The 23131-nt window shown below is 69.1% G+C and carries 25 protein-coding genes; 10 read left to right on the forward strand and 15 right to left on the reverse strand.

The genetic code is table 11. The features are described 5' to 3' along the window. Positions 1-30: 30 nt before the first annotated feature. The 3 genes from CAP40_RS18935 to CAP40_RS20605 are packed head-to-tail and all read right to left on the reverse strand — an operon-like array spanning position 31 to position 2613. Positions 31-1119 (reverse strand): acyltransferase, encoded by a 1089-nt coding sequence (locus tag CAP40_RS18935; protein ID WP_086131118.1) that lies wholly within the window; start codon positions 1117-1119, stop codon positions 31-33. Then, a complete protein-coding gene (locus CAP40_RS18940; protein WP_086131190.1) occupies positions 1116-2468 on the reverse strand; it encodes a putative O-glycosylation ligase, exosortase A system-associated in 1353 nt (450 codons plus the stop codon). The genes CAP40_RS18935 and CAP40_RS18940 overlap by 4 nt, the downstream gene beginning before the upstream one ends. After that, on the reverse strand, positions 2461-2613 hold the full coding sequence (locus CAP40_RS20605) for a hypothetical protein (protein WP_179188370.1): 153 nt from the start codon (positions 2611-2613) through the stop codon (positions 2461-2463). The genes CAP40_RS18940 and CAP40_RS20605 overlap by 8 nt, the downstream gene beginning before the upstream one ends. A gap of 87 nt (positions 2614-2700) precedes the next feature. Here CAP40_RS20605 and CAP40_RS18945 point away from each other — a divergent pair, with 87 nt between their 5' ends. Further along, a complete protein-coding gene (locus tag CAP40_RS18945) occupies positions 2701-3945 on the forward strand; it encodes a TIGR04063 family PEP-CTERM/XrtA system glycosyltransferase (protein ID WP_086131119.1) in 1245 nt (414 codons plus the stop codon). After that, positions 3942-5027, forward strand: a complete 1086-nt coding sequence (locus CAP40_RS18950) for a hypothetical protein (RefSeq protein ID WP_086131120.1) — start codon at positions 3942-3944, stop codon at positions 5025-5027. Before CAP40_RS18945 ends, CAP40_RS18950 begins: the two co-directional genes overlap by 4 nt. Before the next feature lie 65 nt (positions 5028-5092). Here the strand turns inward: CAP40_RS18950 and CAP40_RS18955 are convergent, their stop codons facing one another. Next, positions 5093-5410, reverse strand: a complete 318-nt coding sequence (locus CAP40_RS18955; protein ID WP_179188371.1) for a hypothetical protein — start codon at positions 5408-5410, stop codon at positions 5093-5095. After that, on the reverse strand, positions 5407-5613 hold the full coding sequence (locus CAP40_RS18960) for a hypothetical protein (RefSeq protein WP_086131121.1): 207 nt from the start codon (positions 5611-5613) through the stop codon (positions 5407-5409). Before CAP40_RS18960 ends, CAP40_RS18955 begins: the two co-directional genes overlap by 4 nt. 94 nt (positions 5614-5707) lie before the next feature. On the opposite strand from CAP40_RS18960, the gene CAP40_RS18965 reads away from it, so the two are divergent. After that, positions 5708-6328, forward strand: coding sequence for a LexA family transcriptional regulator (locus tag CAP40_RS18965; protein ID WP_086131122.1), 621 nt, complete (start codon positions 5708-5710; stop codon positions 6326-6328). A 29-nt stretch (positions 6329-6357) separates the two neighbouring features. On the opposite strand, the gene CAP40_RS20275 is transcribed toward CAP40_RS18965, so the two are convergent. Next, a complete protein-coding gene (locus CAP40_RS20275; RefSeq protein ID WP_144034440.1) occupies positions 6358-6543 on the reverse strand; it encodes a hypothetical protein in 186 nt (61 codons plus the stop codon). 159 nt (positions 6544-6702) lie between these two features. Here CAP40_RS20275 and CAP40_RS18970 point away from each other — a divergent pair, with 159 nt between their 5' ends. The 4 genes from CAP40_RS18970 to CAP40_RS18985 all read left to right on the forward strand — a co-directional run bounded on the left by CAP40_RS18970 (position 6703) and on the right by CAP40_RS18985 (position 10300). Continuing rightward, the gene (locus CAP40_RS18970) at positions 6703-6915 is read left to right on the forward strand and encodes a hypothetical protein (RefSeq protein WP_179188372.1); all 213 of its coding nucleotides are present in this window, start codon (positions 6703-6705) and stop codon (positions 6913-6915) included. A 193-nt stretch (positions 6916-7108) separates the two neighbouring features. Beyond that, on the forward strand, positions 7109-8881 hold the full coding sequence (locus tag CAP40_RS18975; RefSeq protein WP_086131123.1) for an SLC13 family permease: 1773 nt from the start codon (positions 7109-7111) through the stop codon (positions 8879-8881). Between the two features lie 14 nt (positions 8882-8895). Next, positions 8896-9870, forward strand: a complete 975-nt coding sequence (locus CAP40_RS18980; RefSeq protein ID WP_086131124.1) for a quinone oxidoreductase — start codon at positions 8896-8898, stop codon at positions 9868-9870. Between the two features lie 16 nt (positions 9871-9886). Next, positions 9887-10300, forward strand: coding sequence for a VOC family protein (locus CAP40_RS18985; RefSeq protein ID WP_086131125.1), 414 nt, complete (start codon positions 9887-9889; stop codon positions 10298-10300). 30 nt (positions 10301-10330) lie between these two features. Here the strand turns inward: CAP40_RS18985 and CAP40_RS18990 are convergent, their stop codons facing one another. From CAP40_RS18990 to CAP40_RS19015, 6 genes are all read right to left on the reverse strand, one after another. After that, positions 10331-11164 carry a hypothetical protein gene (locus CAP40_RS18990; RefSeq protein ID WP_086131126.1) on the reverse strand — a complete coding sequence of 278 codons (834 nt, stop codon included), beginning with the start codon at positions 11162-11164 and terminating at the stop codon, positions 10331-10333. Beyond that, on the reverse strand, positions 11161-12585 hold the full coding sequence (locus CAP40_RS18995) for an aldehyde dehydrogenase family protein (RefSeq protein WP_086131127.1): 1425 nt from the start codon (positions 12583-12585) through the stop codon (positions 11161-11163). Before CAP40_RS18995 ends, CAP40_RS18990 begins: the two co-directional genes overlap by 4 nt. Positions 12586-12662: 77 nt before the next feature. Further along, the gene (locus CAP40_RS19000; protein ID WP_086131128.1) at positions 12663-14159 is read right to left on the reverse strand and encodes a sorbosone dehydrogenase family protein; all 1497 of its coding nucleotides are present in this window, start codon (positions 14157-14159) and stop codon (positions 12663-12665) included. Between the two features lie 239 nt (positions 14160-14398). Beyond that, entirely contained in the window at positions 14399-14851 is a 453-nt protein-coding gene (locus CAP40_RS19005) for a hypothetical protein (protein WP_086131129.1), read from the reverse strand. Between the two features lie 157 nt (positions 14852-15008). Continuing rightward, a complete protein-coding gene (gene glnA / locus CAP40_RS19010; RefSeq protein WP_086131130.1) occupies positions 15009-16421 on the reverse strand; it encodes a type I glutamate--ammonia ligase in 1413 nt (470 codons plus the stop codon). A gap of 93 nt (positions 16422-16514) precedes the next feature. Next, positions 16515-16853 (reverse strand): P-II family nitrogen regulator, encoded by a 339-nt coding sequence (locus CAP40_RS19015; protein WP_086131131.1) that lies wholly within the window; start codon positions 16851-16853, stop codon positions 16515-16517. A 278-nt stretch (positions 16854-17131) separates the two neighbouring features. Between CAP40_RS19015 and CAP40_RS19020 the strand changes: the two genes are divergently transcribed. After that, positions 17132-17344, forward strand: coding sequence for a hypothetical protein (locus CAP40_RS19020; protein ID WP_086131132.1), 213 nt, complete (start codon positions 17132-17134; stop codon positions 17342-17344). A 296-nt stretch (positions 17345-17640) separates the two neighbouring features. On the opposite strand, the gene map is transcribed toward CAP40_RS19020, so the two are convergent. Continuing rightward, positions 17641-18465 carry a type I methionyl aminopeptidase gene (map, locus tag CAP40_RS19025; protein ID WP_086131133.1) on the reverse strand — a complete coding sequence of 275 codons (825 nt, stop codon included), beginning with the start codon at positions 18463-18465 and terminating at the stop codon, positions 17641-17643. Next, entirely contained in the window at positions 18462-19397 is a 936-nt protein-coding gene (locus CAP40_RS19030; RefSeq protein WP_086131134.1) for an MBL fold metallo-hydrolase, read from the reverse strand. The genes map and CAP40_RS19030 overlap by 4 nt, the downstream gene beginning before the upstream one ends. 46 nt (positions 19398-19443) lie before the next feature. Here CAP40_RS19030 and CAP40_RS19035 point away from each other — a divergent pair, with 46 nt between their 5' ends. Both CAP40_RS19035 and CAP40_RS19040 read left to right on the forward strand, forming a co-directional pair. After that, a complete protein-coding gene (locus CAP40_RS19035; RefSeq protein ID WP_086131135.1) occupies positions 19444-20199 on the forward strand; it encodes a molybdopterin-binding protein in 756 nt (251 codons plus the stop codon). Between the two features lie 19 nt (positions 20200-20218). Continuing rightward, on the forward strand, positions 20219-21511 hold the full coding sequence (locus CAP40_RS19040) for an APC family permease (protein ID WP_179188373.1): 1293 nt from the start codon (positions 20219-20221) through the stop codon (positions 21509-21511). On the opposite strand, the gene CAP40_RS19045 is transcribed toward CAP40_RS19040, so the two are convergent. Continuing rightward, on the reverse strand, positions 21473-23062 hold the full coding sequence (locus CAP40_RS19045) for an NAD(P)/FAD-dependent oxidoreductase (RefSeq protein WP_086131137.1): 1590 nt from the start codon (positions 23060-23062) through the stop codon (positions 21473-21475). The two genes, CAP40_RS19040 and CAP40_RS19045, sit on opposite strands and share 39 nt — an antisense overlap. Positions 23063-23131 lie beyond the last annotated feature (69 nt).

Below are 23131 nucleotides of genomic sequence, written 5' to 3' on the forward strand. Positions count from 1 at the left end.
GCGGCCCTTCGCTTCGTTCCGGAGGCGGGGCTAGGGCAGCGCCCGTTCCGGGGCGCCCCGGGGGAGCCCGGCGGCGTTCACCCAGCGCTGCGCCGGCCGCTCGACCAGATGGTAGAGCGCGATCGAAGCGAGCAGCACCAGCAGCAGGAATCCGCCGACCAGCGGCCAGGGCACGGCATGCTCGTTCTCGACAAAGGCGAGCTTGAAAGCGAACCAGAGGAGATAGTGGGAGAGATAGGTCGCGTAGCTGATCTCGCCGAGATAATGGATCCAGCCCGCCTCGAGCGGATTGCCGCGGCGCGCGGCGGTGAGCCCCAGGGCGAGCAGCAGGGCGGCGAAGGTGGCGGGCGCGGCGAAGGTCTCGGGCAGGCCCAGCGCCCAGCCGGCGGCCAGGGCGAGCGCGAGCGCGGCGGCGGCCAGCGCGGGCCCGCGCCACTGTTCGCGCCAGCGCAGCCACAGCGCGGCGATCGCGGTGCCGGCGGCGAACTCGATCACGCAGCGGACCAGGCCCAGGCTGGTGATTTCCTGGCCGAGCGCCCAGGCGCCGCGGCTGGCGAAGATCGCGTGGAGCAGGCCGAGCAGCGCGGCGATGGCGGCGATCACCGCCCAGCTCGGCACGCGCCGCCAGTCGATCGCGAGGGCGAGCAGCGGGAAGATCAGATAGGCGCCGAGCTCGCAGGAGATCGACCAGGCCGGGTCGTTCCAGGTCAGATGCTCGGTGAAGCCCCAGTTCTGGAGCAGCAGGACATGGAGCGGCAGCTCGTGCCAGGGGAACTGGTCGCTGCCCCGGCCGGTGAGTTCCAGCGCCGCGGCGATCGCCACGCCCGTGCCGAGCATGAACAGATGGAGCGGCCAGACCCGGGCGACACGCCGCCGCAGGAAGCCGGGCACCGCGGCCGGCCCGCCGGCGCGGATGCGCTCGCTCCAGGTCATCCAGATGACGAAGCCGGAGAGCAGGAAGAAGAAGTCGACCGCCAGATAGCCCTTGGCGAGCAGGTGCAGCTCCGGATCGGGCAGGCCCAGCGCGAAGCGGATGTGGAAGAACACCACGAACCAGGCCGCGATGCCGCGGACGCTGGTGAGGGCCCTGAGTTCGCCCCTGGCGCGTTCCTCCTTCATGCCAGCGCCGGCCTTGCCTTGCGCAGCGGCCGCCAGCTCGCTTCCTCGCGCTTGCGGGCCATATAGGTGTCGAGCCCGATCTGGGCCCCGATCAGCATGTAGACGAAGGGCTGGAAGGCGATGGCGATGAAGGTGGCGCCCAGCATGTAGACGATGTGCGCAGTCTGCAGCGCCGAGGCGAGCGGGGCGACCCATTCCTGGCCCGGATCGGGCTTGCGATAGCGCTGGCGCAGCACTTCCATGCGGAAGATGCCGAGCAGGTTGATCGTCAGCCACAGCGCCAGGCCGGGATAGCCCTGTTCGCCGAGCATCTCGAAATAGGCGCTGTGATAGGCGCGGGCCTTGTCCACTTCGAGGCTGCGGTCGACGGTCGCCTGGCCGGCGCCATCGCTCTCCACGGCCACCTTCTCGTAGCGGATATGGTTCTGGCGATAGGCCTCGAACCCGCCGCCCATCGGATGGGTCTTGGCATAGTCGATCGTCCACTGCCACACGGCGAGGCGGGTGGAGGCCGAGGCGTCGGCCTTGTAGGTCTTGATCGTGCCCATGCGCTCGGTGAAGGCCGAGGGCAGGAAGGGCACGGCGACGAGGCCGAGGCAGCCCAGCGCGGCCAGATAGACGAACTTGCGCTTGGTATCGCGGAGCATCAGCAGCGCGACCAGCCCGATGCAGAGCAGGCCGGTGCGCGTCGAGGTGCCGACCGGGATCAGCAGGCAGGCGAAGATGAGGGCGATGCAGAACGTCTTCACTTTCCAGTCGGGCGGGAAAATGGTTCCGAAACGCATGAACCAGATGATCAGCGGAACGATCGCGATCGCGACGGTGGAAATGGTCGAGCCTTCGTACAGGCCCGAATTGTTGGCGACCATCAGGTTCAGCTCGCCATAGCCGCCGCCCGAGCCGAGCGTCTTGATCCCGCCGACGATGATGATCGAGGCGGCGGAAAGGATCATGAAGAGCAGCAGGCTTTCGATGCGCAGCTTGGTGCGCAGCGTCAGCGGCAGGAAGGCGGCGAAGGCCAGGGCCTTCCACACCCAGTCCCATTTGTCCAAGGCCTCGACTTTGAAGTCGGCGTTCTTGGTGGTGTAGAAGCAATAGGCGAGCAGCAGGACGATCATCAGCTGGCGCGGCGCGACGCGCACGTCGCGCTTGTCGTCCATCGCCAGCCAGCCGAGCACCGAGAGGCCCACCGCGATCAGCGAGATCGGCACCGAGTTGAGCAGGAGATAGGTGAGCCGCTGCGGCGAGACGATGTCGATATAGGCGTAGACGAGCACGAAGAGGAACGGCTTGCGGAAGCCCATCCCGAAAAAGGCCAGCAGAAAGGCGACGAAGACGAGATCACGCACCGGGCTTGCCCCAGCGGCTGGGCTTGGCCTTGGACGGCTCGTCGCCGGGGCCGGGTTCGTGGTCGAGATCGGGGCGGCGCAGCAGCAGGAAGGCCGCGAGCAGCATCAGCCCGTGCGATATCGCGAGCGATAGATTGTCGATCATGTGCCCGTCGGCGCTCCTGCTTCGAAGCGCCGGTGTAGCGGGATGCGGTTGACGCGGCGTTAAGTGCTCCCGTGGCAATGGGCGGGCATGCGGATCCTCCATATCCTCGATCACGGCCTGCCGCTGCACAGCGGCTATACCTTCCGGACCCGGGCGATCCTGAAGGCGCAGATGGCGCGTGGCTGGGAAGTCGCGGCGGTGACCAGCCCGCGCCACGGCAAGTTCGACACCGACGAGGAGACGATCGACGGCATCCGCTTCTACCGGACGCCGCGGGTTAATTCCGGGCCGCCGGTGATCGGCGAACTGCGCGAAGTCGCGGCGTTCGCCAGGCGGATCGAAGCCGTGGCGCGCCAGTGGCGGCCGGACGTGCTCCACGCCCATTCGCCGGTGCTGGGGGCAATGGCGGCGCAACGGGTGGCGGACAGGCTCGGCCTGCCGCTGGTCTATGAGATCCGCGCCTTCTGGGAAGACGCGGCCGTGGGCAACGGCACGGGGACCGAAGGCAGCTGGAAATACCGGGCGACTCGCTGGCTGGAAACCCGGGCGGTGCGCAGGGCCGATGCCGTCGCGGTGATCTGCGAGGGGCTGAAGAACGACCTGGTCGCCCGTGGCGGGATCGATCCGGGCAAGATCATGATCTCGCCCAACGGCGTGGACCTGGGCGTGTTCGGCGAACCTCTGCCTTACGACGGGGCCTTGGCAAGGGAGCTGGGGATCGACGGCGCCGAGACGATCGGCTTCATCGGCAGCTTCTACGATTATGAGGGGCTCGACGTGCTGCTCGAGGCGATGCCGGCACTGGTTGCCGCGCGGCCGAAGATGCACCTGGTGCTCGTCGGCGGCGGACCGTGCGACGCGGCGCTGACGGCGCAGGCGGCGGCCTCGCCCGTCGCGGATCGCATCCATTTCGTCGGCCGGGTGCCGCACCAGCAGGTCGAGCGTTACTACAGCGTGATCGACGTGCTGGTCTATCCGCGCAAGCATATGCGCCTCACCGACCTGGTGACGCCGCTGAAGCCGCTCGAGGCCATGGCCCAGCGCCGGCTGGTCGCGGCGTCCGACGTGGGCGGGCATCGCGAGCTGATCCGCGATGGCGATACCGGGACATTGTTCAGGCCCGACGATCCCGTGGCGCTCGCACAGGCCGTGGCCCGGCTGTTCGCCGAGCGCGACGGATGGGAAGCCCGCCGCGCGCGCGGCCGTGCCTTTGTCGAGGCGGAGCGCAACTGGGCGACGAATGTCGGGCGTTATGACTCCGTTTACCAAAGACTCGCCAAAGTCGGGGCCATGGAAGACTCGTGGTCGCATACGCCCATGGTGAGCGCATGAACCTGCCGCTGGCGCCGTTGATCGCCGCAGTCGCGGGGGGGCTCGCCGCGCTCGGCGTGGCGATGATCCCCGTGCCCGCGCTCGAGGCGCTGGTGATGGATTCCGGCCTTCCCTCCATCCTCGCCGCGGCCGAGCCGCCGCTGGGCACCACTGCGCGCCTCGCGGTGGCGCTGGGCACCGGCGCGTTCGTCGGCGCGTTCATGTGGCTCTCGGCCTTCATCCTGCTCGGCTCGCGCGGGCTGACCATCGGCGAGGCGGAAGACATCGCGCTCGATCCGGAGGAAGTGCCGCTGCCGGTGCTCCGCCGCGCCGATGCGCATCCCGATGCGCCGCCGCGCCCCCCGCTGCTCGCCACGCGCGACCTGGGCCGGCCGTTCCTCGAAATCCACGCCGCAACGCCCGCGCCGCCCGCGCCCGCGCCCGAGGACGAGCATATCGATTTCGACGCGATCTTCCCGCCGCGTGCGATCACGCCGCCCAAGGAGCCGGTGGCACCGGCGCCCGCCCCCGTTGTGGTGCCGGTGGCTGCCGCCGCGCCCGAGCCCGTGATCACGGTGCCGGAAGTTTCCGAAGTTCATCCCATGCAAGCCCCGATTCCCGCCCCCGAGCCGATCGTCGAGACGCCGGAAGGTCACGAAGGCCGCGACGTCCATGCGCGCGCGCGCCAGCCGCTCGCCGAGCAGGAACTGCCGGCCGATTTCGACCAGCCGCTCTCTGCCTTCGATCCGCAGGCGATTCCGGCCGTGCCCAAGCCCGCGCCGGTGCCGCTCGCTCCGCTACGCCGCTCGCCGCGCCCGTCGATCTTCGAGGAGAGCGAGCGGTTCGAGATATTCGAACTGACACCGGCGGTGCGCCGCCATGTGCCGGAACCCGCCGCCGAGGCCCCGGTGCTGCCGCCCAGGGGCGAACGGATCGTGCGGCCGGAAACCGATGCCTCGATCCACGCGCTGCTCGAACGGCTCGAGCGCGGGGTGGCCGACAAGGGCCTGGCGCCCGCGACGCCGCCGACGCCGAAGCAGCATGAACGCGGACTGGAAGAGGCCCTGGTCACGCTGCGCAACCTGGCGCGCCGGACGGCCTGATACCGCGCGGGATCGTCTCTTTCGTCATCCCCGTCCTCGCGGGATGATGGATTTCGCGCGAACGCTCACCGTCCCTCCTCCACCGTCAGCACTTCGAGCGAGATCGTCACTCGATCGCCCGCGCGGCGGACATGCTCGATCATCAGGTCCGCCACCAGATGGCGGCGCAGCCGCAGTTCCGCATCGGGCAGGCCGAGGATCCAGGCGTCGAGCGCGGCCGAGGGCGGGGCGGCGAGCGTGAGGAGATGGCGCGCGCCGGTGAAGGTGGCGCTGGCCCAGCGCGTCCAGTCCGATTCGACCAGCGCTACCGGGCAGCCTGCCGCCTCCGCGCTGGCCTCCAGCGCCCGGCGCAACAGCGCCTCCGCATCGGGGCCGCGGCTCATTGCCCGGTCTCGCGCTGCGGGGGCTGTACCGGTTGCTGGGCGGCCAGGAACGCCTCGACTCGCGCGACGATGCGCGGGCCGGGTTCGCGGCCCCGGCGCAGGTCGAGCACGAAGCGCGGGTCGCGCACTGCCAGCCGGCCGAACTTGGTGGGCGGCATGTCCGTCGCCCGAAGGAATTTCTCGATCTTGCGATGCACCGACATCCGCCTGTCTCCCGTCCGATTCGCTGAAGATCGTTCCTAATTTGTTCTATATTTCCTACTTGTCTAGGAAAAATCCTACGGGTATGGAGATGTCATGGATCCGGAAGCGCAACGTGCCGCGCTGGAAGCGCTGATCGCGGAGAACGGCACGAGCCTCTCCGAGCTTTCGCGGTTGCTCGGGCGCAATCCGGCCTATCTCCAGCAATATCTGATGCGGGGCACGCCGCGGTTGCTGGCGGAGGCGGACCGCGCGCTGCTGGCGCGCTATTTCGGGGTGCCGGAGGCGCGGCTGGGCGGGCCCGAGGTGCCGGGGATGGTCGCGGTGGCGCGGCTCGACGTGGGCGCCTCGGCAGGCCCTGGCGGCCTGGTCGAGGGCGAGGCGCGTCGGCGGCCGGGGAACTTCGCGCCCGACTTGCTGCGCGCACTGGGCGTGCGGGCCGAGGCCGCCTCGATGATCCGGGTGAAGGGCGATTCGATGGCGCCGACGCTGGAGGATGGCGACGAGATACTGGTCGATCGCGACCGCCGCCGCGTCGAGGGGCGGGGCGGGGTGTTCGTGATCCGGCTCGACGGCGAGCTGATGGTGAAGCGGCTGCGCGCCGGCGTGGGCGGGATCGAAGTGATCTCGGACAATCCGGCCTGGGAGGCGCGGGTGGTGCCGGCGGCGCTGGTCGACGTGGTGGGGCGCGTGGCCTGGCTGGGCCGGGCGATCTGATCCTCTCTCCCTTGGGAGAGGATCGGGAATTACCGCCCCGTCCGCATCCGATCGGCCAGCCACACCAGGATCAGCAGCGCGATGCCGACGCCCAGGCCGATGAGGAAGCCGAACGAGGCTTCGCCGCGGGCGATGCCGGCGAACACGCCGACGATCAGGCTGAGCGCGAGCAGGAAGCCGCCGGCCATCGGCGTCTTGGAGGGGGTCTTGGTCATGGCCGCTCCTCTGCCACGTCCCGGGCCGGGACGCCACCTGTGCCGAACCGGGGCAGGCGATACGGCATTTTCGGGATGGTTAGCGGGAATTCAGCATCGTGTGGCGCGCGCAGCAGGGGATTCCGCGGAACTGGCACGATGCGTGAGTGTCGTGCGCGCATGGACATGATGCCTTATCTCGGCGATCGCCGCGAAATCGCCGACGCCAACGAACTCATCGCCCGGTTCGGCGAACTGGCCGGCAGCGAGGCCGCCGCGCTTGCCGATCGCAGCCGCGACCTTGGCAACCACATCCATTTCTGCCGCTGGCGCCAGATCGAGCGGCTGATCGTGCTGATGTCGGTCGGCCGGGCGGTGGGGACGGTGCACTGACGATCCGGATCCTCCCCCAGCAGGGGGACCGCGACGCGAAGCGGCGTGGTGGAGGGGCGGCGGTGGCACACCGCCGACTTCGCCGGCGGCCCCTCCACCATTCGCTGACGCGAACGGTCCCCCTCCCCGAGACGAGCTCGGGGAGGAATTACCTGGCACGGACCCGAAGCCATCGCGCGGCGTTCCTCCAGCGATGAACACGCCCCAATTGCTCTCCGTCGGCGTGCTCGCCGGCATGATGCTGCTCTTTGTCTGGGGACGTTTCCGCTACGACATGGTCGCGGTGATCGCGCTGCTCGCGGCGCTGGCGCTGGGGATCGTCTCGCCCAAACAGGCCTTTTCCGGCTTTTCCGACGACATCGTGATCATCGTGGCCAGCGCGCTGGTGCTTTCGGGCGCGGTGCAGCGCTCGGGCGTGATCGAGCGCGCGATGCTGTTGCTCCAGCGGCGCGTGACGCGGATCCGCTCGCAACTGCTGCTGCTCTGCGCCTCGGTCGGCTTCGCCTCGGCCCTGGTGAAGAATATCGGGGCGCTGGCGATGATGATGCCGGTCGCCTTCCAGATGGCCAAGCGCTCGAACATATCGCCCGCCGCCTATCTGATGCCGATGTCCTTCGCCTCGCTGCTCGGCGGGCTGATCACGCTGATCGGCACGTCGCCCAACATCATCGTCAGCCGGGTGCGCGAGGAGATGACCGGCCGGCCCTTCGGCATGTTCGACTATGCGCCGGTCGGGCTGGGGCTGACGCTGATGGGGCTGGTCTTCCTGCGCTTCGCCTATCGGCTGTTGCCGCGCGACCGGCGGGCCGCACCGACGCTGGGCGAGGCGATCGACATCCAGGACTATGTGACCGAGGCCGCGATTCCCGCCGGGTCGCCGGCGGTGGACGAGACCGTCGCCGCCTTTCGCGCGCGCCACGACGATGAAGTGAAGGTCACCGCGATCCTGCGCGCCGGCATCCGCGCCACGCCCTTCCCCGACACGGTGCTGCGGGCCGAGGACCTGCTGATCCTCACCGGCGCGCCCGACAGCCTGGAGCGGGTGATCGCCGGCGACCGGCTGGAGCTCGAGGGCTCGCAGCGCGAGCGGCCGGAGGGCGCCGAGGGCGAGCTGGGCGTGATCGAGGCGGTGATCGGCACCGAGAGCCCGCTGATCGGGCGCAGCGCCGGGCGGCTGGGCCTGCACGAGCGCTTCGGCGTGAACCTGATCGCGGTCTCGCGCCAGGGCGAGCGGCTGGCGAGCCGGCTGGGCGCGATCGTGCTGGAGGCGGGCGACGTGGTCGTGCTGCAGGGGCCGCTGGAGCTGCTGTTCGAGCGGCTGGGTGAGCTGGGCTGCCTGCCGCTCGCCCAGCGGACGCTGCGGCTCGGCAGCGCCCGCAAGGGGTTGCTGCCCGTCGCCATCCTGGCTGCGGCGATGGCGGCGACCGCGCTCGGCTATGTGCCGGTGGCAGTGGCCTTCTTCGCGGCCGCCGGGCTCACCATCCTGCTCGGCGCGCTGCCGGTGCGCGAAGCGTACGACCATATCGAATGGCCGATCCTGGTGATGCTGGGCGCGCTGATCCCCGTCTCCGATTCGCTGCGGACCACCGGGGCGAGCCAGATCATCGGCGACTGGCTGGGGCAGTTCGCCGCGACGCTGCCGCCCTGGGGGGCGGTGGCGCTGATCCTGGCGGCGGCGATGGCGGTGACGCCCTTCCTCAACAACGCCGCGACCGTGCTGGTGATGGCGCCGATCGCCGCGACCTTCGCGGGGCAGCTCGGCTATCGGCCCGAGGCGTTCCTGATGGCGACCGCGGTGGGCGCGGGCTGCGACTTCCTCACGCCGATCGGCCACCAGTGCAACACGCTGGTGATGGGGCCGGGGGGCTATCGGTTCGGCGACTATGCCCGGCTGGGCGCGCCGCTCTCGGTGTTGGTGCTGGCGGTGGGAACGCCGCTGATCCTATGGGTATGGCCGGTATTCTGACGGGAGTCGCACATATGGAACGGATGGCGCGGATCGAGCGGACGGGCGGGCCCGAGGTGATCGGGTGGAGCGATGTCGCGCTGGCACCGCCCGGGCCGGGCGAAGTGCGGATGCGCAACACCGCAGTGGGACTCAATTTCATCGACACCTATCATCGCTCGGGCCTGTACCCGGTGCCGCTGCCGAGCGGGCTGGGCGGCGAGGCGGCGGGCGTGGTCGAGGCGGTGGGCGAGGGCGTGACCGATTTCGCCGTCGGCGACCGGGTGGCGACCTTCGGGCCGGGGCTGGGCGCCTATGCCACCGCGCGCAACGTGCCGGCGAAGATCCTGTTCGCGCTGCCCGACGACATCGGCGACGAGACGGCGGCGGCGGCCCTGCTCAAGGGCGGGACGGTGGAGTTCCTGGTCGAGCGCTGTGCCCGGGTCGAGCCGGGCTGGACGGTGCTGGTCCATGCCGCGGCGGGCGGCGTGGGGCAGATCGCGGTGCGCTGGCTGAAGGCGATCGGCGCGACGGTGATCGCGACGGTGGGGCATGGCGACAAGGTGGCGCTGGCGCGCGCGGCGGGGGCGGACCATGTGCTGCTCTCGCGCGAGGACGACATTGCCGCGCGGGTGCGCGAGATCACCGGCGGCGCGGGCGTGGAAGTGGTGCTCGACGGCGTCGGCAAGGCGACCTGGGAAGCGTCGCTGGCCTCCGCCCGGCGGCGCGGGCTGGTGGTGAGCTTCGGCAATGCCAGCGGGCCGGTGGAGGGCGTGGCGCTGGGTGCGCTGGCCCGGGCGGGCTCGCTCTACGTGACGCGGCCGACCATGTTCGACTATTATGTGACGCCCGAGGAACGCGCCGCGGGCAGCGCCCGGCTGTTCCAGATGCTGCGCTCGGGCGCGGTGCGGGTGGACGTCAACCAGCGATTCGCGCTGGAGGACGCGGCCGAAGCGCACCGGGCGCTGGAAGCCGGGCAGACGACGGGATCGACGATCCTGCTGCCCTGAGAGAGGGGAGGCCGCGATGAAGCTGCAAGGTCTGGTGCCGCTGCTTCAGGTGTTCGACATGCCGGAATCGGTGGCGTTCTATCGCGACGTGCTCGGCTTCGAGCTTGTCGAGCATTCGCCCGAGATCGAAGCGGCGGAGGGGCATTATTTCCACTGGTGCTGGCTGCGCCACGGCGGGGGCGAACTGATGCTCAACACGCTGCACGATGCGGGCGAGCGTCCGCCGGCGCGCGATCCGGCACGGACGGCGCGGCTGGGCGACGATATCTGTCTCTATGTCGGCTGCGCCGACCTGGACGGCGCCTGGGCGGAGCTTCAGGCCCGGGGCGTGGCATCGGCACGGGCGCCGGTGACGACGCCCTATGGCATGCGCCAGCTCTATCTCGCCGATCCCGATGGGTACGGCATCTGCCTGCAATGGCGGGCGTGATCTCCTCCCTCTCAGGGGAGAGGGAGGAGATCAGATGCTGTTCGGATCGACGCGCTGCTGGATCGGGCGGCGCTCGACCCTTTCGGTGGTGGTGCGCGTCTCGGTCCGGCCGCTCCGCGTGATCGTCCAGGTGGCGATGCGGGTGCGGCGGCTGATGGTGCCGGCCAGGTCGATCGTCACCTTGATCGTGCCCGCGATCTGGTCGCCCGCATGCGCCTTGCGCGCGGCGTCGAGACCGAGCGCCTGCCCGCCGATCTCGGCCGCCGCGACATCGGCCCGGGCCAGCTCGTCGCGGATGGCGGCGGGGTCGACCGCCAGCTCGGCGGTGAAGCCCTTGCCGTCGGGCCTGGCCCTTAGCGGTGCCGGGCGTGCCGCCTGGGCATCGGCATAGGGCGCGCCGTCGACGAGCTTCAACTGGCCGATCGCGAAGGCATCCACCGTGCGCAGCGCCGTGTCGGGGTCGCACTCGATGCGAAAGGCGGTCCAGCCGGCGACCCAATGGCCGCATGCCGCGCGAGTCAGGTTGGCGTCCTTCAGCCATTTGTCGATGCGGGCCTCCAGCGCGGCGCGGTCGCGCAGCTGGCGCGGGCCGTCCTGGGGCTGGAACACGCGGACCGGGAAGGTCCAGTCGCCTCCCTGGCTGCCGGGCGGCAGGCTGTATTCGAGCTCGACCCCGGCCGGCGTCACCGCGACGATGCGCTCGATCAGCGCGTCGCTGTTCTGCGAACTGCGCATCGTGCCGGGGCCGCGCTGCTCGACCAGGGTGGTGCGGACGAGCTGGAACCGGTCGCCGGCCTGCTGCTGCGCCGCCGCGATGGACGGCGCGAGCAGCGCGAGAGGGAGGAGGAAGGCCGCGCGCATCATGCCAGCGCGCCGACCATCGCCTTCACTTCCATGAACTCGGCCAGGCCGAACTTGCCGTGCTCGCGGCCATTGCCCGACTGCTTGTAGCCGCCAAAGGGCAGGTTCGGGTCCGGCTGGCCGCCGTTCACATAGACCATGCCGGCGCGCAGCCGCGGGGCGACGCGCTTCACCGCCGCGGCATCGCCGAAGACGACCGCGGACAGGCCGTAATCGGTGTCGTTGGCGATGCGGACCGCGTCTTCCTCATCCTCATAGGGGATGATCGTCACCACCGGCCCGAAAATCTCCTCGCGGGCGATCGTCATGTCGTTCCGCACGCCCGAGAAGAGCGTGGGGCGGACGAAATAGCCGGTCTCGACGCCGTCCGGACGGCCGGGGCCGCCCGCCTCGAGCTTGGCGCCTTCCTCCATGCCGCGGGCGATCAGGCCCTGGACCTTCTCCCATTGGGACTTGTTGACCAGCGGGCCGATATGGCGGCCCTCCTCGGCCGGATCGCCGGTGTGGGTGGCCTTCATCACTTCGGCGGCGGCGGCGGCGACCTGTTCCTGCATGTCCTTCGGCACGAGCAGGCGGGTGGGGGCGATGCAGCTCTGTCCCGAATTCATCAGCACGCTGAACAAGGTGGTCTGGACCGCGCGGCCGAGATCGGCGCCTTCGAGCATCAGCGAGGGCGATTTGCCGCCCAGCTCCTGATGGACGCGCTTCACCGTCTCCGCCGCATTCTTGGCGACGAGTACGCCGGCGCGGGTGGAGCCGGTGAAGCTCACCATGTCGACGCCCTTGTGGCGGCTGAGCGCGGTGCCGACGCCGGGGCCGTCGCCATTGACAAGGTTGAACACGCCCGCAGGCACGCCGGCGGCGGCCAGCACCTCGGCGAAGATCATCGCGCAGCGCGGCGCTTCCTCGCTGGGCTTGAGCACCATGGTGCAGCCGGCGGCGAGCGCGGGCGCCACCTTGGAGACGATCTGGTTGAGCGGCCAGTTCCAGGGCGTGATCATGGCGACGACGCCGATGGGCTCGTGCACGACCAGGCTGTTGCCGATCTGCTCCTCGAACTGAAACTCGCGCAGCGCCTTGGCGGCCGACATCAGGTGGCCCAGGCCGGAGCCGACCTGCGCGGTCCTGGCCAGGCTGATCGGGGCGCCCATTTCCTGGCTGATCGCCTCGGCCATGTCGCCCGCGCGCGCCTTGTATTCGGCGAGGATCGACTCGATCAGCGCCACCCGCTCGTCAACGCTGGTGCGCGAGAAGCTCTCGAACGCCTTGCGCGCGGCGGCCACCGCCTGGTCGACATCGGCCGCGGAGCCGAGCGTGATCTCGGTGACGGCTTCCTCGGTGGCCGGGTTGATCACTTCGTGCCGGGTGCCGTCCTGGCTCTCGACCCATTCGCCCCCGATGAACTGCTTCAGATAGCTGCGCATCACTCGCCTCTCCAATTCTCGAAAACCCGGTATGGCGTCTAGATGGACAGTTGCCATTCGCAACGCAAGTGCGCGACTCAGCCCGGCTGGACCATGAAGACGCTGCCGCCGATATCGACGAGGAACAGATTGCCGGCGGCATCTTCCCCGAACGAGACCAGGCTGCCGATCGTGCCGGCGTCGGGCGCGAAATCGAGGTTGCGCCGTTCGTAGCCGGCGGCAGGGAAGAGCTGGCCCTGCACGAGCGAGGCCGCCGGCAGCGTCCAGATGTTGCCGCTCACATAGTCGCCGAAGACATATTGCCCCTGCAGCGAAGTGACGGGGCCGCGATAGACATGGCCACCGATGATCGAGGCGCCCTGCTTGGGGCCGTTGCCATGATCATATTGCGAGACCGGGGACGTGAGCCCGCCCGGCGCAGTGCCGGAATAGGGCCGGGTGCCTTCGAGATAGCGCCAGCCGAAATTGAGCCCGGGCTGGTCCGGTCGCAGCACGTCGATCTCCTCGATCGCGCCCTGGCCGACATCGCCGATATAAAGGCGCCCGTCCGGGCCGAAGCTGGCCCGGAACGGGTTGCGCAGGCCGAGCGCGAAGACATAGGGATCGCCGCCCACGCCGAGGAGGAACGGATTGCCCGTGGCCGGCGTGAAAAAGATGGGCGCGGCGCCGGCATAGGGATCGGAAACGACGTTGATCCGCAGGATCTTGCCAAGCTGCGAATAGGGATTCTGGGCATTGTTGCCGGGATCCCCGGCACCGCCACCGTCGCCGATCCCGACATAGAGATAGCCGTCCGGCCCGAAGCCCATCCAGCCGCCATTGTGATTGTTCGCCCCGGGATGCGGGATCACCAGCTTGGCCAGTACCGTCGGCGGAAAGCCGGCGGCGTGGAAGACATATTGGCGAAGCTCGATATCGCCGTTCGCCGCGGTGCAGAAGATCATGAAGCGATCGGCGTTGATCGGATTGGGCAGCAGGGCCATGCCGAGCAGCCCGCGCTCTCCGTCGGTGCTGAGATCGCCCACCGTGAAGACGAGGGTGCGCGCGCCGGTAGCCGGGGTGAGGCGATAGAGGTTGCCGCCCTTCTCGAGCACATACACGTCGCTGCTGCCGGGGATCCCGGTCACGAAGGTCGGCTGGTTCAGCCCGGTCGCGACCCGTTTCACCGCGATCCCCTCCCGGCTGTTGGTGACGGTCACGGCCAGGTCGAGCGTCGAGGCGGCGCTACCGTCGCTGGCGCGCAGCTGGACGCGATAGACATTGTCGCCATCGGCGTCGGTCGGCGCCTCGAAATTGGGCGCCGCGACGAAGCTGAGCGTCCCGGCGGTGGTGATCGCGAAGCGCGCCGCGTCGGCACCGCCGGCGATCGAGAAGATGATCGGGTTCCCCTCCGCATCGACCGCGGTCGCCTGATAGGCGGCGGTCCCGTTCTCGACCATGTTCGCGGCGGCCGGCGACGTGAAGCTGGGCGCGGTGTTGGCGGGCGCCGGCGTGCCCCCATTGCCCCCCCCTCCGCTGCACGCAGCGACGAGGAGCAGGGCGGAGATCGTCGAGAGGCTGCGCATGGCCGTCATTCTAAGGACGATTGTTTAACTGGCGAGACGCGCTTTCTTTCCGTCTCCGGGAAAGGAACCGTTCCGGCGGCAAAGAAAGTCACGCGGCTTACGCTGCAATGCAACAGGGATGTCATGATCCGGGGCCAACGGCTTGCGCAAGCGAATGGCGGGCACTGACGCGTTAAAAGGGGGAATGCGCCCGGTCCTTCGGGGCCGGGCGTATTTTTGCCAGCCGTGGCGCGCGTTCGGGTGGCGCATCAGGAAGACGACGGGGCGTCCTTTTCCCCTGCGGCCGGCGTGGCTCCGGGCATGACATCCGGTGCCGGAGCGGCGGAGAAGGGGAGGAGCGAGCCGAGCTGGCCCGCCACGCTTCCTATCTGGCTGCCTGGCCCCACCGTCCCCGGGATGCCGGGATGGATGGCGAGCGCACCGCCCGGCGGAGCGCCCGGGCTGCCGATCGGGTGCCCGAAAATGCCCTGCGGTGAAGCCTGGGGAGAGGCGGGCAGGAACGGCAGGCCGATGCCGGGGAATTGTGCCGAGATGCCCTTGATGCCAAGGCCTTCGGCGATCGCGTCCGCGGGCAGGGGGCCAGGGGGCTTGGGCAGCGCGCCGATGGGCGAAATCGAGCCGAGGCCCGGAATCTCGAGGGGGATCGCGGTCGCAGGCTCGCGGGGCGATCGCTTGTCGGTCGGGCGATGATCCTCGTCCATCTCGGCTCCTCGTGGCGGGGGGGGCGGGCAGATGGGGCCAGCCTAGAGCGCACCGGCGGGTCGCGTCGAGTCCGGCGGCGTCGCGCGCGGCTCCCGAAACGGAAAGGGCGCCCGGGTCTCCCCGGACGCCCTTCCGCATCGTCTGATTTCCCGTGGCTCAGGCCGAATAGTACATGTCGTACTCGACCGGCGACGGCGTCATCTCCCAGCGGGCGACCTCGCCGCGCTTGATCTCGACATAGGCTTCGATCTGGTCCTTCGAGAACACGTCGCCCTTGAGCAGGAAGTCCATATCGGCTTCCAGGCTGTCGAGCGCCTCGCGGAGCGAACCGCACACCGTCGGCACCTGCGACAGCTCGGCCGGCGGCAGGTCGTACAGGTTCTTGTCCATCGGGTCGCCCGGGTGGATCTTGTTCTGGATGCCGTCCAGGCCGGCCATCAGCAGCGCCGCATAGCAGAGATACGGGTTGGCCAGCGCGTCCGGGAAGCGGAACTCGACGCGCTTCGCCTTGGTGCCGGCACCGTACGGGATGCGGCACGAAGCCGAGCGGTTGCGCGACGAATAGGCGAGGAGCACCGGCGCCTCATAGCCCGGCACCAGGCGCTTGTAGCTGTTGGTGGTCGGGTTGGTGAAGGCGTTGAGCGCCTTGGCATGCTTGATCACGCCGCCGATGAAATAGAGGCATGCGTCCGACAGGCCGGCATAGCCATTGCCCGCGAAGGTGTTGGCGCCCTTTTCCCAGATCGAGATGTGCGTGTGCATGCCCGAGCCGTTATCTTCCTTGATCGGCTTCGGCATGAAGGTCGCGGTCTTGCCATAGGCATGCGCGACCTGGTGCACGACGTACTTGTAGATCTGCATGCGGTCCGCGGTCTGGACCAGCGTGCCATAGGTCAGGCCGAGCTCGTGCTGCGCGGCGGCGACTTCGTGGTGGTGCTTGTCGCAGGGCAGGCCCATTTCGAGCATGGTCGCGACCATCTCGCCGCGGATGTCGACGGCGGAGTCGACCGGGGCGACCGGGAAATAGCCGCCCTTGGCGCGCGGACGATGGCCGAGATTGCCGGCCTCATATTCCTTGCCCGAATTGCCCGGCAGCTCGATGTCGTCGATCGCATAGTAGCTGGTCGCGTAGCTGTTCTCGAAGCGGACGTCGTCGAACATGAAGAACTCGGCCTCGGGGCCGACATAGACGGTGTCGCCGATGCCGAGCGACTTGAGATAGGCTTCCGAGCGCTTCGCGGTCGAGCGCGGGTCGCGGGCATAGAGCTCGCCGGTCGAGGGCTCGACGATGTCGCAGACCAGGATCAGCATCGGGGTGGCCGAGAAGGGATCGATCCACACCGCGTCCAGATCCGGCTTCAGGATCATGTCGGACTCGTTGATCGCCTTCCAGCCCTCGATCGAGGAGCCGTCGAACATCAGGCCGTCGGTCAGCTCGTCCTCGCCGATCACCTTGGCGACCATGGTGAGGTGCTGCCACTTGCCCTTGGGATCGGTGAAACGCAGATCGATCCACTCGATCTCGTTGTCCTTCACCATCTTCAGAACGTCGCTGGCCGAATTCGCCATTGTTAAGCCCTTTCGCTCTCTTTCGTTGACCCGACGAATCGGGAAAGAATCTTGCCCAAATCGGGCGCTACATCGACGCTATGTTGCGGCGCGTCAAATCGCGTTTTCGTTGCGCTCGCCGGTGCGGATGCGGAGCGCCGTCTCGACCGGGATCACGAAGATCTTGCCGTCGCCGATCCGGCCGGTCTGCGCCGCGGCGGCGACCGCTTCGACCACGCGGTCGGCAAGCGAATCCTCAACCACCACCTCGAGCTTCACCTTGGGAAGGAAGTCCACGACATATTCGGCTCCGCGATAGAGCTCGGTATGGCCCTTCTGGCGGCCGAAGCCCTTGGCCTCGGTGACGGTGATGCCGGAGACGCCCACTTCGTGCAGCGCTTCCTTCACTTCGTCGAGCTTGAACGGCTTGATGATCGCTTCGATCTTTTTCACGGTTTCCCCCGAGGCACATGAGGCTTGCCTGTCCGCGCGTCTGGCAAACTTCGTGCCAGAGGCGGGACTCGGCTCACCCTCTCGGTTGCACGCGCCGCGCCGCTTTAACAAGTGCCTATCAAATGGGCAGCGCCCCGGGCGGTGCCGGATTTGGGGGCAGCGGCGAAAGCGTTGCCCGGCGGCAACAAATTATCGGCGACCGGCTTGTGGAACCATTTCGGTGTGATCGCGTTGGGGGCGGCGAGCGTACCGGGGTGCGATGTATGCAGCCTATGCCTATGGACCTGCCCGCCGAACTGCATCGGCGCGGGAACGACCTGCCGGACGGCGACGTGATCGTCGCCACGGGGCCGCTTGTCATCATGGCGCATGGGTTGCTGGCACTCGATCCCGAGGCGCGCAAGACCTGCTGGATTCACAGCGAGATTGGCGATCTGGACGCGGCGGCTGCCGAGGAGCAGCTATCGTTCTGGTCGCGTGCGGCGCACTGATATGCGGCCCACCTCAGCAAATAACATAATTTACGTAATAGCGTTTACTATTGCTGTGAAGTAATACTGTCCAAAATGGGAATAATGTCCCTGGGAAGTTGCATTGACTCCCTAGTCGATATGGGGATTCCTTGTGTGAGTTGTTCGAATCGGTTCGCGCTTGACTATTTGCGAGCGAATGAGCCCCGGCGGCGGTGCGGCCCACTCCCTCCACCCGCCGCATGCGTCCGCCCGGCCCTCAGGCCGCTGGCGGACGCAACCCGTTGCGTGGTGTCACTGGCCGTCTGCGCGAGGCTTCAATAAGGCGGGTGGTCGAGGCCCTTGGGGCTCTTGGTGAAGATCTCGCAGCCGTCCTCGGTGATCCCGATCGAATGCTCGAACTGCGCCGAGAGCGAGCGGTCGCGCGTCACGGCGGTCCAGCCGTCGTCGAGCAGCTTCACGTCCGGCCGGCCGATGTTGATCATCGGCTCGACGGTGAAGAACATGCCGGGGCGCAGCTCCGGGCCGGTGCCCGGGCGGCCGACATGCACGACTTCGGGCGCGTCGTGGAAGATCTGGCCCAGCCCGTGCCCGCAGAAATCGCGGACCACGCCGTAGCGATGCTTCTCGGCATGGCGCTGGATGGCATGGGCGACATCGCCGAGATGGTTGCCCGGCCTGGCCTGTTCGAGCCCGAGCATCAGGCATTCATAGGTCACGTCGACCAGGCGCCGCGCCTTGATGCCGACATCGCCGACCAGGAACATGCGGCTGGTATCGCCGTGCCAGCCGTCGAGCATCGGCGTCACGTCGATATTGACGATGTCGCCGTCCTTGAGCGTCTTCTCGCTCGGGATGCCGTGGCAGACGACATGGTTGATCGAGATGCAGCAGCTGTGCGTATAGCCGCGATAGCCGAGCGTCGCAGGCACGCCGCCGGCGGCGACGGTCATTTCGCGGACGATGTCGTCCAGCTCGGCGGTGGCGACGCCCGGCACGACATGGGGGACGAGCGCATCGAGGATCTCGGCGCCGAGGCGGCCGGCGCGGCGCATGCCCTCGAAGCCCGCTGGGCCATGGAGCTTGATCGCGCCGTCGCGCGCCTGGGGCATGTCGGCAGTAACGGTCACATATTCGGTCATCGCGGCGATATAGGCCGATCGGCGCCGTTTTTCGAGAGGCAGAAACGCTCGCCAAGCCGGGCGAAGCCCGCGCCGCCGCGTTCCGCCGCGCGGCGCTTCGCCGAAGCGGGGAAGCGGGCCGGGTTGGTGTGGTTCAGATGGATGAAGCGGACCTTCGCGGCGAGCGCGGGCGGCAGGCGGCGGATCGTGTCGGCGATGCGGGGATGGGGGACGCTCTTCATCCGCGCTGGGTCGCCGAGTTCGGTGTCGTCGAAGAAAGTGCCGTCGAGATAGGCGACGTCCACCCGGGCCAGCATGTCCTCGAGCTTCTGGTCCCATTTGTCCCAGCCGTCGATGTCCGGCAGGTAGAGGGCGCTTCGCCCGGAGCCGGCGATGACGAAGCCCACCGTCTCCGAATATTCGTCGCGGTGCGGGACGAGATAGGGCGTGACGGCGATGCCTGCGGGCAGCCGGGTGGCGGCCCCGGCGGCGAGCGGCCGGAGCGTGATGTTTCCCAGGCTGACCAGCTGGCTCCACGGGCCGTTGTTCCCCAGGAATTCGGCCATGCGCGGCATCGCATGGACGGGAACGCCGCTGGTGTTCGCCGATTCCCGGCCGAGGAACATCAGGCCGGCATAATGGCCGATATGCGCGTGGGTGAGGAAGATGCCGTCGATCCCCAGGCCGGGCGCGCGCTTCGGATCGTGCACGTCGAGCCATTCCAACTGCTCGCGCAGATCCGGCGTGGCGTCGAACAGGAAGCGCGCGCCGCTGGCGTGATCGACCAGGGCGAGCGAGGCTGCCCAGGCCCGCAGGCGCGGGTCCCGCCAGGCGGGATCCTCGGGATGGCCGATCTGGGGGGTGCCGGCATCCTGCGAGGTGCCGAGCACGACCAGCTCCGCCTGGCAAGGCGTGGCGGCCGAAAGGGCGAGCGCGGCGAGCGTCGAAAGCATGATCGCAACGCTAGGCGCGGGCGCCGCATGCGTCTATGCCGGGAAAATGGGCGAACGCATCTGGACGGCTGGACTGGCAGTGATCGGCGACGAGATTCTCTCGGGCCGCACGCAGGACAAGAACATCGCCCAGATCGCGACCTGGCTGAACGTGCAGGGCATCCGCCTGGCCGAGGTGCGCGTGGTGCCGGATGTCGAGGCGCGGATCGTCGAGGCGGTGAACGCCCTGCGCGCGCGCTACGACTATTGCTTCACGACCGGCGGGATCGGGCCGACGCATGACGACATCACCGTCGATGCCATTGCCGCGGCCCTGGGCGTCGGCGTGGTGATCCACCCCCAGGCCCGCGCGGTGCTGGAGCGCTATTACGAGACGCGTGGCGGGCTCACCGACGCGCGGCTGCGCATGGCGCGGGTGCCGGAGGGTGCCGAGCTGATCCCCAACCGCATGTCCGGCGCGCCGGGCATCCGCCTGGGCAATCTCTTCATCCTGGCGGGCGTGCCGCACATCACGGCGGGCATGCTCGATGCACTGACGGGCACGCTGGAGGGCGGCCGCCCGGTGCTCTCGCGTACGATCGGCGCCTGGGTGGCGGAGAGCGAGATCGCCGAGTTCCTGGGCGAGACCGAACGCGCGCACGAAGGCGTGGCGATCGGCAGCTATCCCTTCTTCCGCGACGGCCGCACCGGCGCCAATTTCGTGGTCCGCGCGACCGGGCAGGCGCTGCTCGATGCATGCGGAGACGCGTTGCTCCGCGGGCTGGCCGAGCGGGGGCTGGAGGCGGTCGAAGGCGGCATCTGACTTTCCGGGGGGATGGGGCATGACGGAATCGAGGCGGCCATTCGGCTTCTGGACGGCGACCGCGCTGGTGATCGGCAACATGATCGGCTCGGGCTTCTTCGCCTTGCCCGCGCAACTCGCGCCCTATGGCTTCACCAGCGTGGCGGCGTGGATCGCCGCGATCGCGGGGGCGATGGTGATCGCCTGGGTGATCGCCGGCCTTTCGCGCGCGATGCCCGAGGCGACGGGAACGCTGGCGATCTGCGCGCGCGCGCTGGGGCCGCTCCCCGGCGTGCTGATTGCCTGGACGATGTGGGTGGGCGTCTGGGCGGCGAACGCGTTCATCGCGCTCACCGCGGTGCGCTATCTGGCGGTGTTCTGGCCGCCGCTGGCCGAGTCTTCGCTGAGCCTGGTGCTGGCGGCGGTGGCGCTGCTCTGGGGGATCACGCTGCTCAACCTGCGCGGGGCGCGGGCGGCCGGCGAGTTCCAGGTCGTGACGACTTTGGTCAAGCTGGTGCCGCTTGCCGCGATCGTGCTGCTGCTCGCCCAGCTCGGCGCCAAGGGCGACCTCGCCGCCAGCGCCCATCCGCACACGCCGTTCGATGCCGGCCAGCTGGCATCGGCGGTGACGCTGGCCTTTTTCGCGATGGTCGGCTTCGAATGCGCGGGCGTCGCCGCCGAGCGGGTGCGCGATCCGGCCCGGACCATTCCCCGCGCCACGCTGACCGGGGTGGGGCTGACCGGGCTGCTCTACCTGATCGCCTGTTCGGGAATCATCTTCGCGATGCCGCAGGGATCGGTGGCGGGCGCCAATGCCCCGGTGGCGCTGTTCGTCGAGACCTTCTGGGGGCATTGGGCCGGGCTGGCGGTGGCCGGCTTTGCCGCGGTGGCCGCGATCGGCGCGCTCAACGGCTGGGTGCTGCTGCAGGGCGAGGTGCCGCTGGGCATGGCGCGTGCGGGCGTGATCCCCGCCCGTATCGGCCGGACCAGCGGGCGCGACGTGCCGGTGGCGGCGCTGCTCGCGTCGAGCGTGCTCGCCAGCGTGCTGGTGCTCAGCAACGTCTCGCGCGATACCGCCGCGATCTACGACTTCATGCTGCGCGTGACGACGGCGGCGACGCTGTGGTTCTATGCCGGCACCTGCCTGTCCGCGCTGGTGCTGGGCGTGGTGCGGCCCGCCGCCGCGATCGGGCTGGTCTTCGCGCTCTGGGCGATCTGGGGCGCGGGCTATGAGGCGATCGGGCTCAGCCTGTTGCTGATGGCCACCGCGATCCCGCTCTACCTGATGCGCGGTTCAGCCGAGCAGGCGGCCAAGGAGGCTGCGATCCCTTAGGATCTCGTGCGCGGCATTGTGCCCCGGCGCGCCGGTGACGCCGCCGCCGGGATGGGTGCCGGCGCCGCACATGTAGAGCCCCCGGATCGGCCCGCGATAATCGCCATGGCCCAGCACCGGGCGGGCGGCCCAGAGCTGGTCGAGCGACATATGGCCATGCATGATGTCGCCGCCGACCAGGCCGAACTTGCGCTCCAGGTCGAGCGGCGAGTGGATCTGGCGCGCGATCACCGATGCCTTGAAATTGGGCGCGTGCCTGGTGACGGTATCGATGATGCGGTCGGCGGCGGCTTCGCGGTGCCGGTCCCAGTCCAGGCCGGGCGCGAATTGCTGGCAGAACAATGCGGCGACGTGCCGGCCCGGCGGGGCGAGGCTGTCGTCCACCGTTGAGGGGATGGTCATCTCGACGATCGGCTCGTCGGACATGCCCCTGGCCCTGGCGCTCGTATAGGCGCGGTCCATATAGTCGAGCGTCGGGCAGATCATGATGCCGGCGGTATGATGCTCGCCGGGGCCGGGCAGGACGGTGAAGTCGGGCAGTTCGGAGAGGGCGACGTTCATCCGGAAGGTGCCCGAGCCGGCCTTGTAATGGTCCATCCGCCGGGCGAAGTCGGCGGGCATGTCGGCGCGGTCGACCAGCTGGCGATAGAGCAGGGCGGGGCCGATATTGGCGGCGACGATGCCGGCGGCGATCTCCTCGCCGCTCTCCAGCCGCACGCCGGAAGCCCGGTTCCCGTCGACCAGCAGCTTCGCGACCGGGGCTTCCAGGCTGATTTCGACCCCGGCCTCGGCACAGGCTTCGGCCATCAGCCGGGTGATCGCGCCCATGCCGCCGATCGAATGGCCCCAGGCGCCCTTCTTGCCGTTCACTTCGCCGAAGACATGGTGGAGCAGCACATAGGCGCTGCCCGGGGTATCGGGGCTGGCATAGTTGCCGACCACGGCGTCGAAGCCGAAGGCCGCCTTGACATAGTCGTTCTCGAACCAGCCATCGAGGAAGTCGCGCGCCGACTTGACGAACAGGTCCATCGTGTCGCGCTGCGCCTCGATCGGCATGCCCGCCAGCTTGCGCCCTTGCGCGGCGGCGGCGAGCAGCGCGCGGATGCCGCCGCCGGCATTGGGCGGCGTCCTCAGCGCCATGTCGCGCAGCACCCCGGCGACGCGCTCGAGCGCTTCCTCGTAGCGGGGCAGTGCCTCGGCATCCCTGGCCGAGAAGCGGGCGAACTCGGCGCGGGTGCGCGCGTGCCCGCCGCCCAGCTTCAGATAACCGCCCTCGTGCGGCAGGAAGTTGGAGATCTGCCGCTCGACCACGCGCCAGCCGCGTGCCGGGAGCTTCATGTCGGCGATCACCTTGGGGCGGAGCAGGCTGACCGTGTAGCTGGCGGTGGAGTTGCGGAAGCCGGGGTGGAATTCCTCGGTCACCGCCGCGCCGCCGACGACATGGCGGCGTTCCAGCACCCGCACCTTCAGGCCGGCGCGGGCGAGGTAGAAGGCGCAGACCAGCCCGTTATGGCCGCCCCCGATGATCAGGGCGTCGTATCTGGCGGTCATCGGCTCTCCCTTCGTTGCGGCATGGGCTTACCGCGCGAACGGGATATCCGCCATGGCCGCCCGCCATCC

The organism is Sphingomonas sp. IBVSS2, from assembly GCF_002127225.1.
GTDB lineage: Bacteria > Pseudomonadota > Alphaproteobacteria > Sphingomonadales > Sphingomonadaceae > Sphingomonas.

What these genes read in the sequence shown, in the direction of transcription:
- CAP40_RS18980 (WP_086131124.1), top strand. Translation starts at nt 8,896, where the DNA reads ATGGAACGGATGGCGCGGATCGAGCGGACGGGCGGGCCCGAGGTGATC.
- map (WP_086131133.1), bottom strand. Translation starts at nt 18,465, where the DNA reads ATGACCGAATATGTGACCGTTACTGCCGACATGCCCCAGGCGCGCGAC.
- CAP40_RS18975 (WP_086131123.1), top strand. Translation starts at nt 7,109, where the DNA reads ATGAACACGCCCCAATTGCTCTCCGTCGGCGTGCTCGCCGGCATGATG.
- CAP40_RS18955 (WP_179188371.1), bottom strand. Translation starts at nt 5,410, where the DNA reads ATGAGCCGCGGCCCCGATGCGGAGGCGCTGTTGCGCCGGGCGCTGGAG.
- CAP40_RS18945 (WP_086131119.1), top strand. Translation starts at nt 2,701, where the DNA reads ATGCGGATCCTCCATATCCTCGATCACGGCCTGCCGCTGCACAGCGGC.
- CAP40_RS19000 (WP_086131128.1), bottom strand. Translation starts at nt 14,159, where the DNA reads ATGACGGCCATGCGCAGCCTCTCGACGATCTCCGCCCTGCTCCTCGTC.
- CAP40_RS19020 (WP_086131132.1), top strand. Translation starts at nt 17,132, where the DNA reads ATGGACCTGCCCGCCGAACTGCATCGGCGCGGGAACGACCTGCCGGAC.
- CAP40_RS19045 (WP_086131137.1), bottom strand. Translation starts at nt 23,062, where the DNA reads ATGACCGCCAGATACGACGCCCTGATCATCGGGGGCGGCCATAACGGG.
- glnA (WP_086131130.1), bottom strand. Translation starts at nt 16,421, where the DNA reads ATGGCGAATTCGGCCAGCGACGTTCTGAAGATGGTGAAGGACAACGAG.
- CAP40_RS19030 (WP_086131134.1), bottom strand. Translation starts at nt 19,397, where the DNA reads ATGCTTTCGACGCTCGCCGCGCTCGCCCTTTCGGCCGCCACGCCTTGC.
- CAP40_RS20605 (WP_179188370.1), bottom strand. Translation starts at nt 2,613, where the DNA reads ATGATCGACAATCTATCGCTCGCGATATCGCACGGGCTGATGCTGCTC.
- CAP40_RS19035 (WP_086131135.1), top strand. Translation starts at nt 19,444, where the DNA reads ATGGGCGAACGCATCTGGACGGCTGGACTGGCAGTGATCGGCGACGAG.
- CAP40_RS19040 (WP_179188373.1), top strand. Translation starts at nt 20,219, where the DNA reads ATGACGGAATCGAGGCGGCCATTCGGCTTCTGGACGGCGACCGCGCTG.
- CAP40_RS20275 (WP_144034440.1), bottom strand. Translation starts at nt 6,543, where the DNA reads ATGACCAAGACCCCCTCCAAGACGCCGATGGCCGGCGGCTTCCTGCTC.
- CAP40_RS18990 (WP_086131126.1), bottom strand. Translation starts at nt 11,164, where the DNA reads ATGATGCGCGCGGCCTTCCTCCTCCCTCTCGCGCTGCTCGCGCCGTCC.
- CAP40_RS18950 (WP_086131120.1), top strand. Translation starts at nt 3,942, where the DNA reads ATGAACCTGCCGCTGGCGCCGTTGATCGCCGCAGTCGCGGGGGGGCTC.
- CAP40_RS18970 (WP_179188372.1), top strand. Translation starts at nt 6,703, where the DNA reads ATGGACATGATGCCTTATCTCGGCGATCGCCGCGAAATCGCCGACGCC.
- CAP40_RS18960 (WP_086131121.1), bottom strand. Translation starts at nt 5,613, where the DNA reads ATGTCGGTGCATCGCAAGATCGAGAAATTCCTTCGGGCGACGGACATG.
- CAP40_RS18995 (WP_086131127.1), bottom strand. Translation starts at nt 12,585, where the DNA reads ATGCGCAGCTATCTGAAGCAGTTCATCGGGGGCGAATGGGTCGAGAGC.
- CAP40_RS18935 (WP_086131118.1), bottom strand. Translation starts at nt 1,119, where the DNA reads ATGAAGGAGGAACGCGCCAGGGGCGAACTCAGGGCCCTCACCAGCGTC.
- CAP40_RS18985 (WP_086131125.1), top strand. Translation starts at nt 9,887, where the DNA reads ATGAAGCTGCAAGGTCTGGTGCCGCTGCTTCAGGTGTTCGACATGCCG.
- CAP40_RS18965 (WP_086131122.1), top strand. Translation starts at nt 5,708, where the DNA reads ATGGATCCGGAAGCGCAACGTGCCGCGCTGGAAGCGCTGATCGCGGAG.
- CAP40_RS19005 (WP_086131129.1), bottom strand. Translation starts at nt 14,851, where the DNA reads ATGGACGAGGATCATCGCCCGACCGACAAGCGATCGCCCCGCGAGCCT.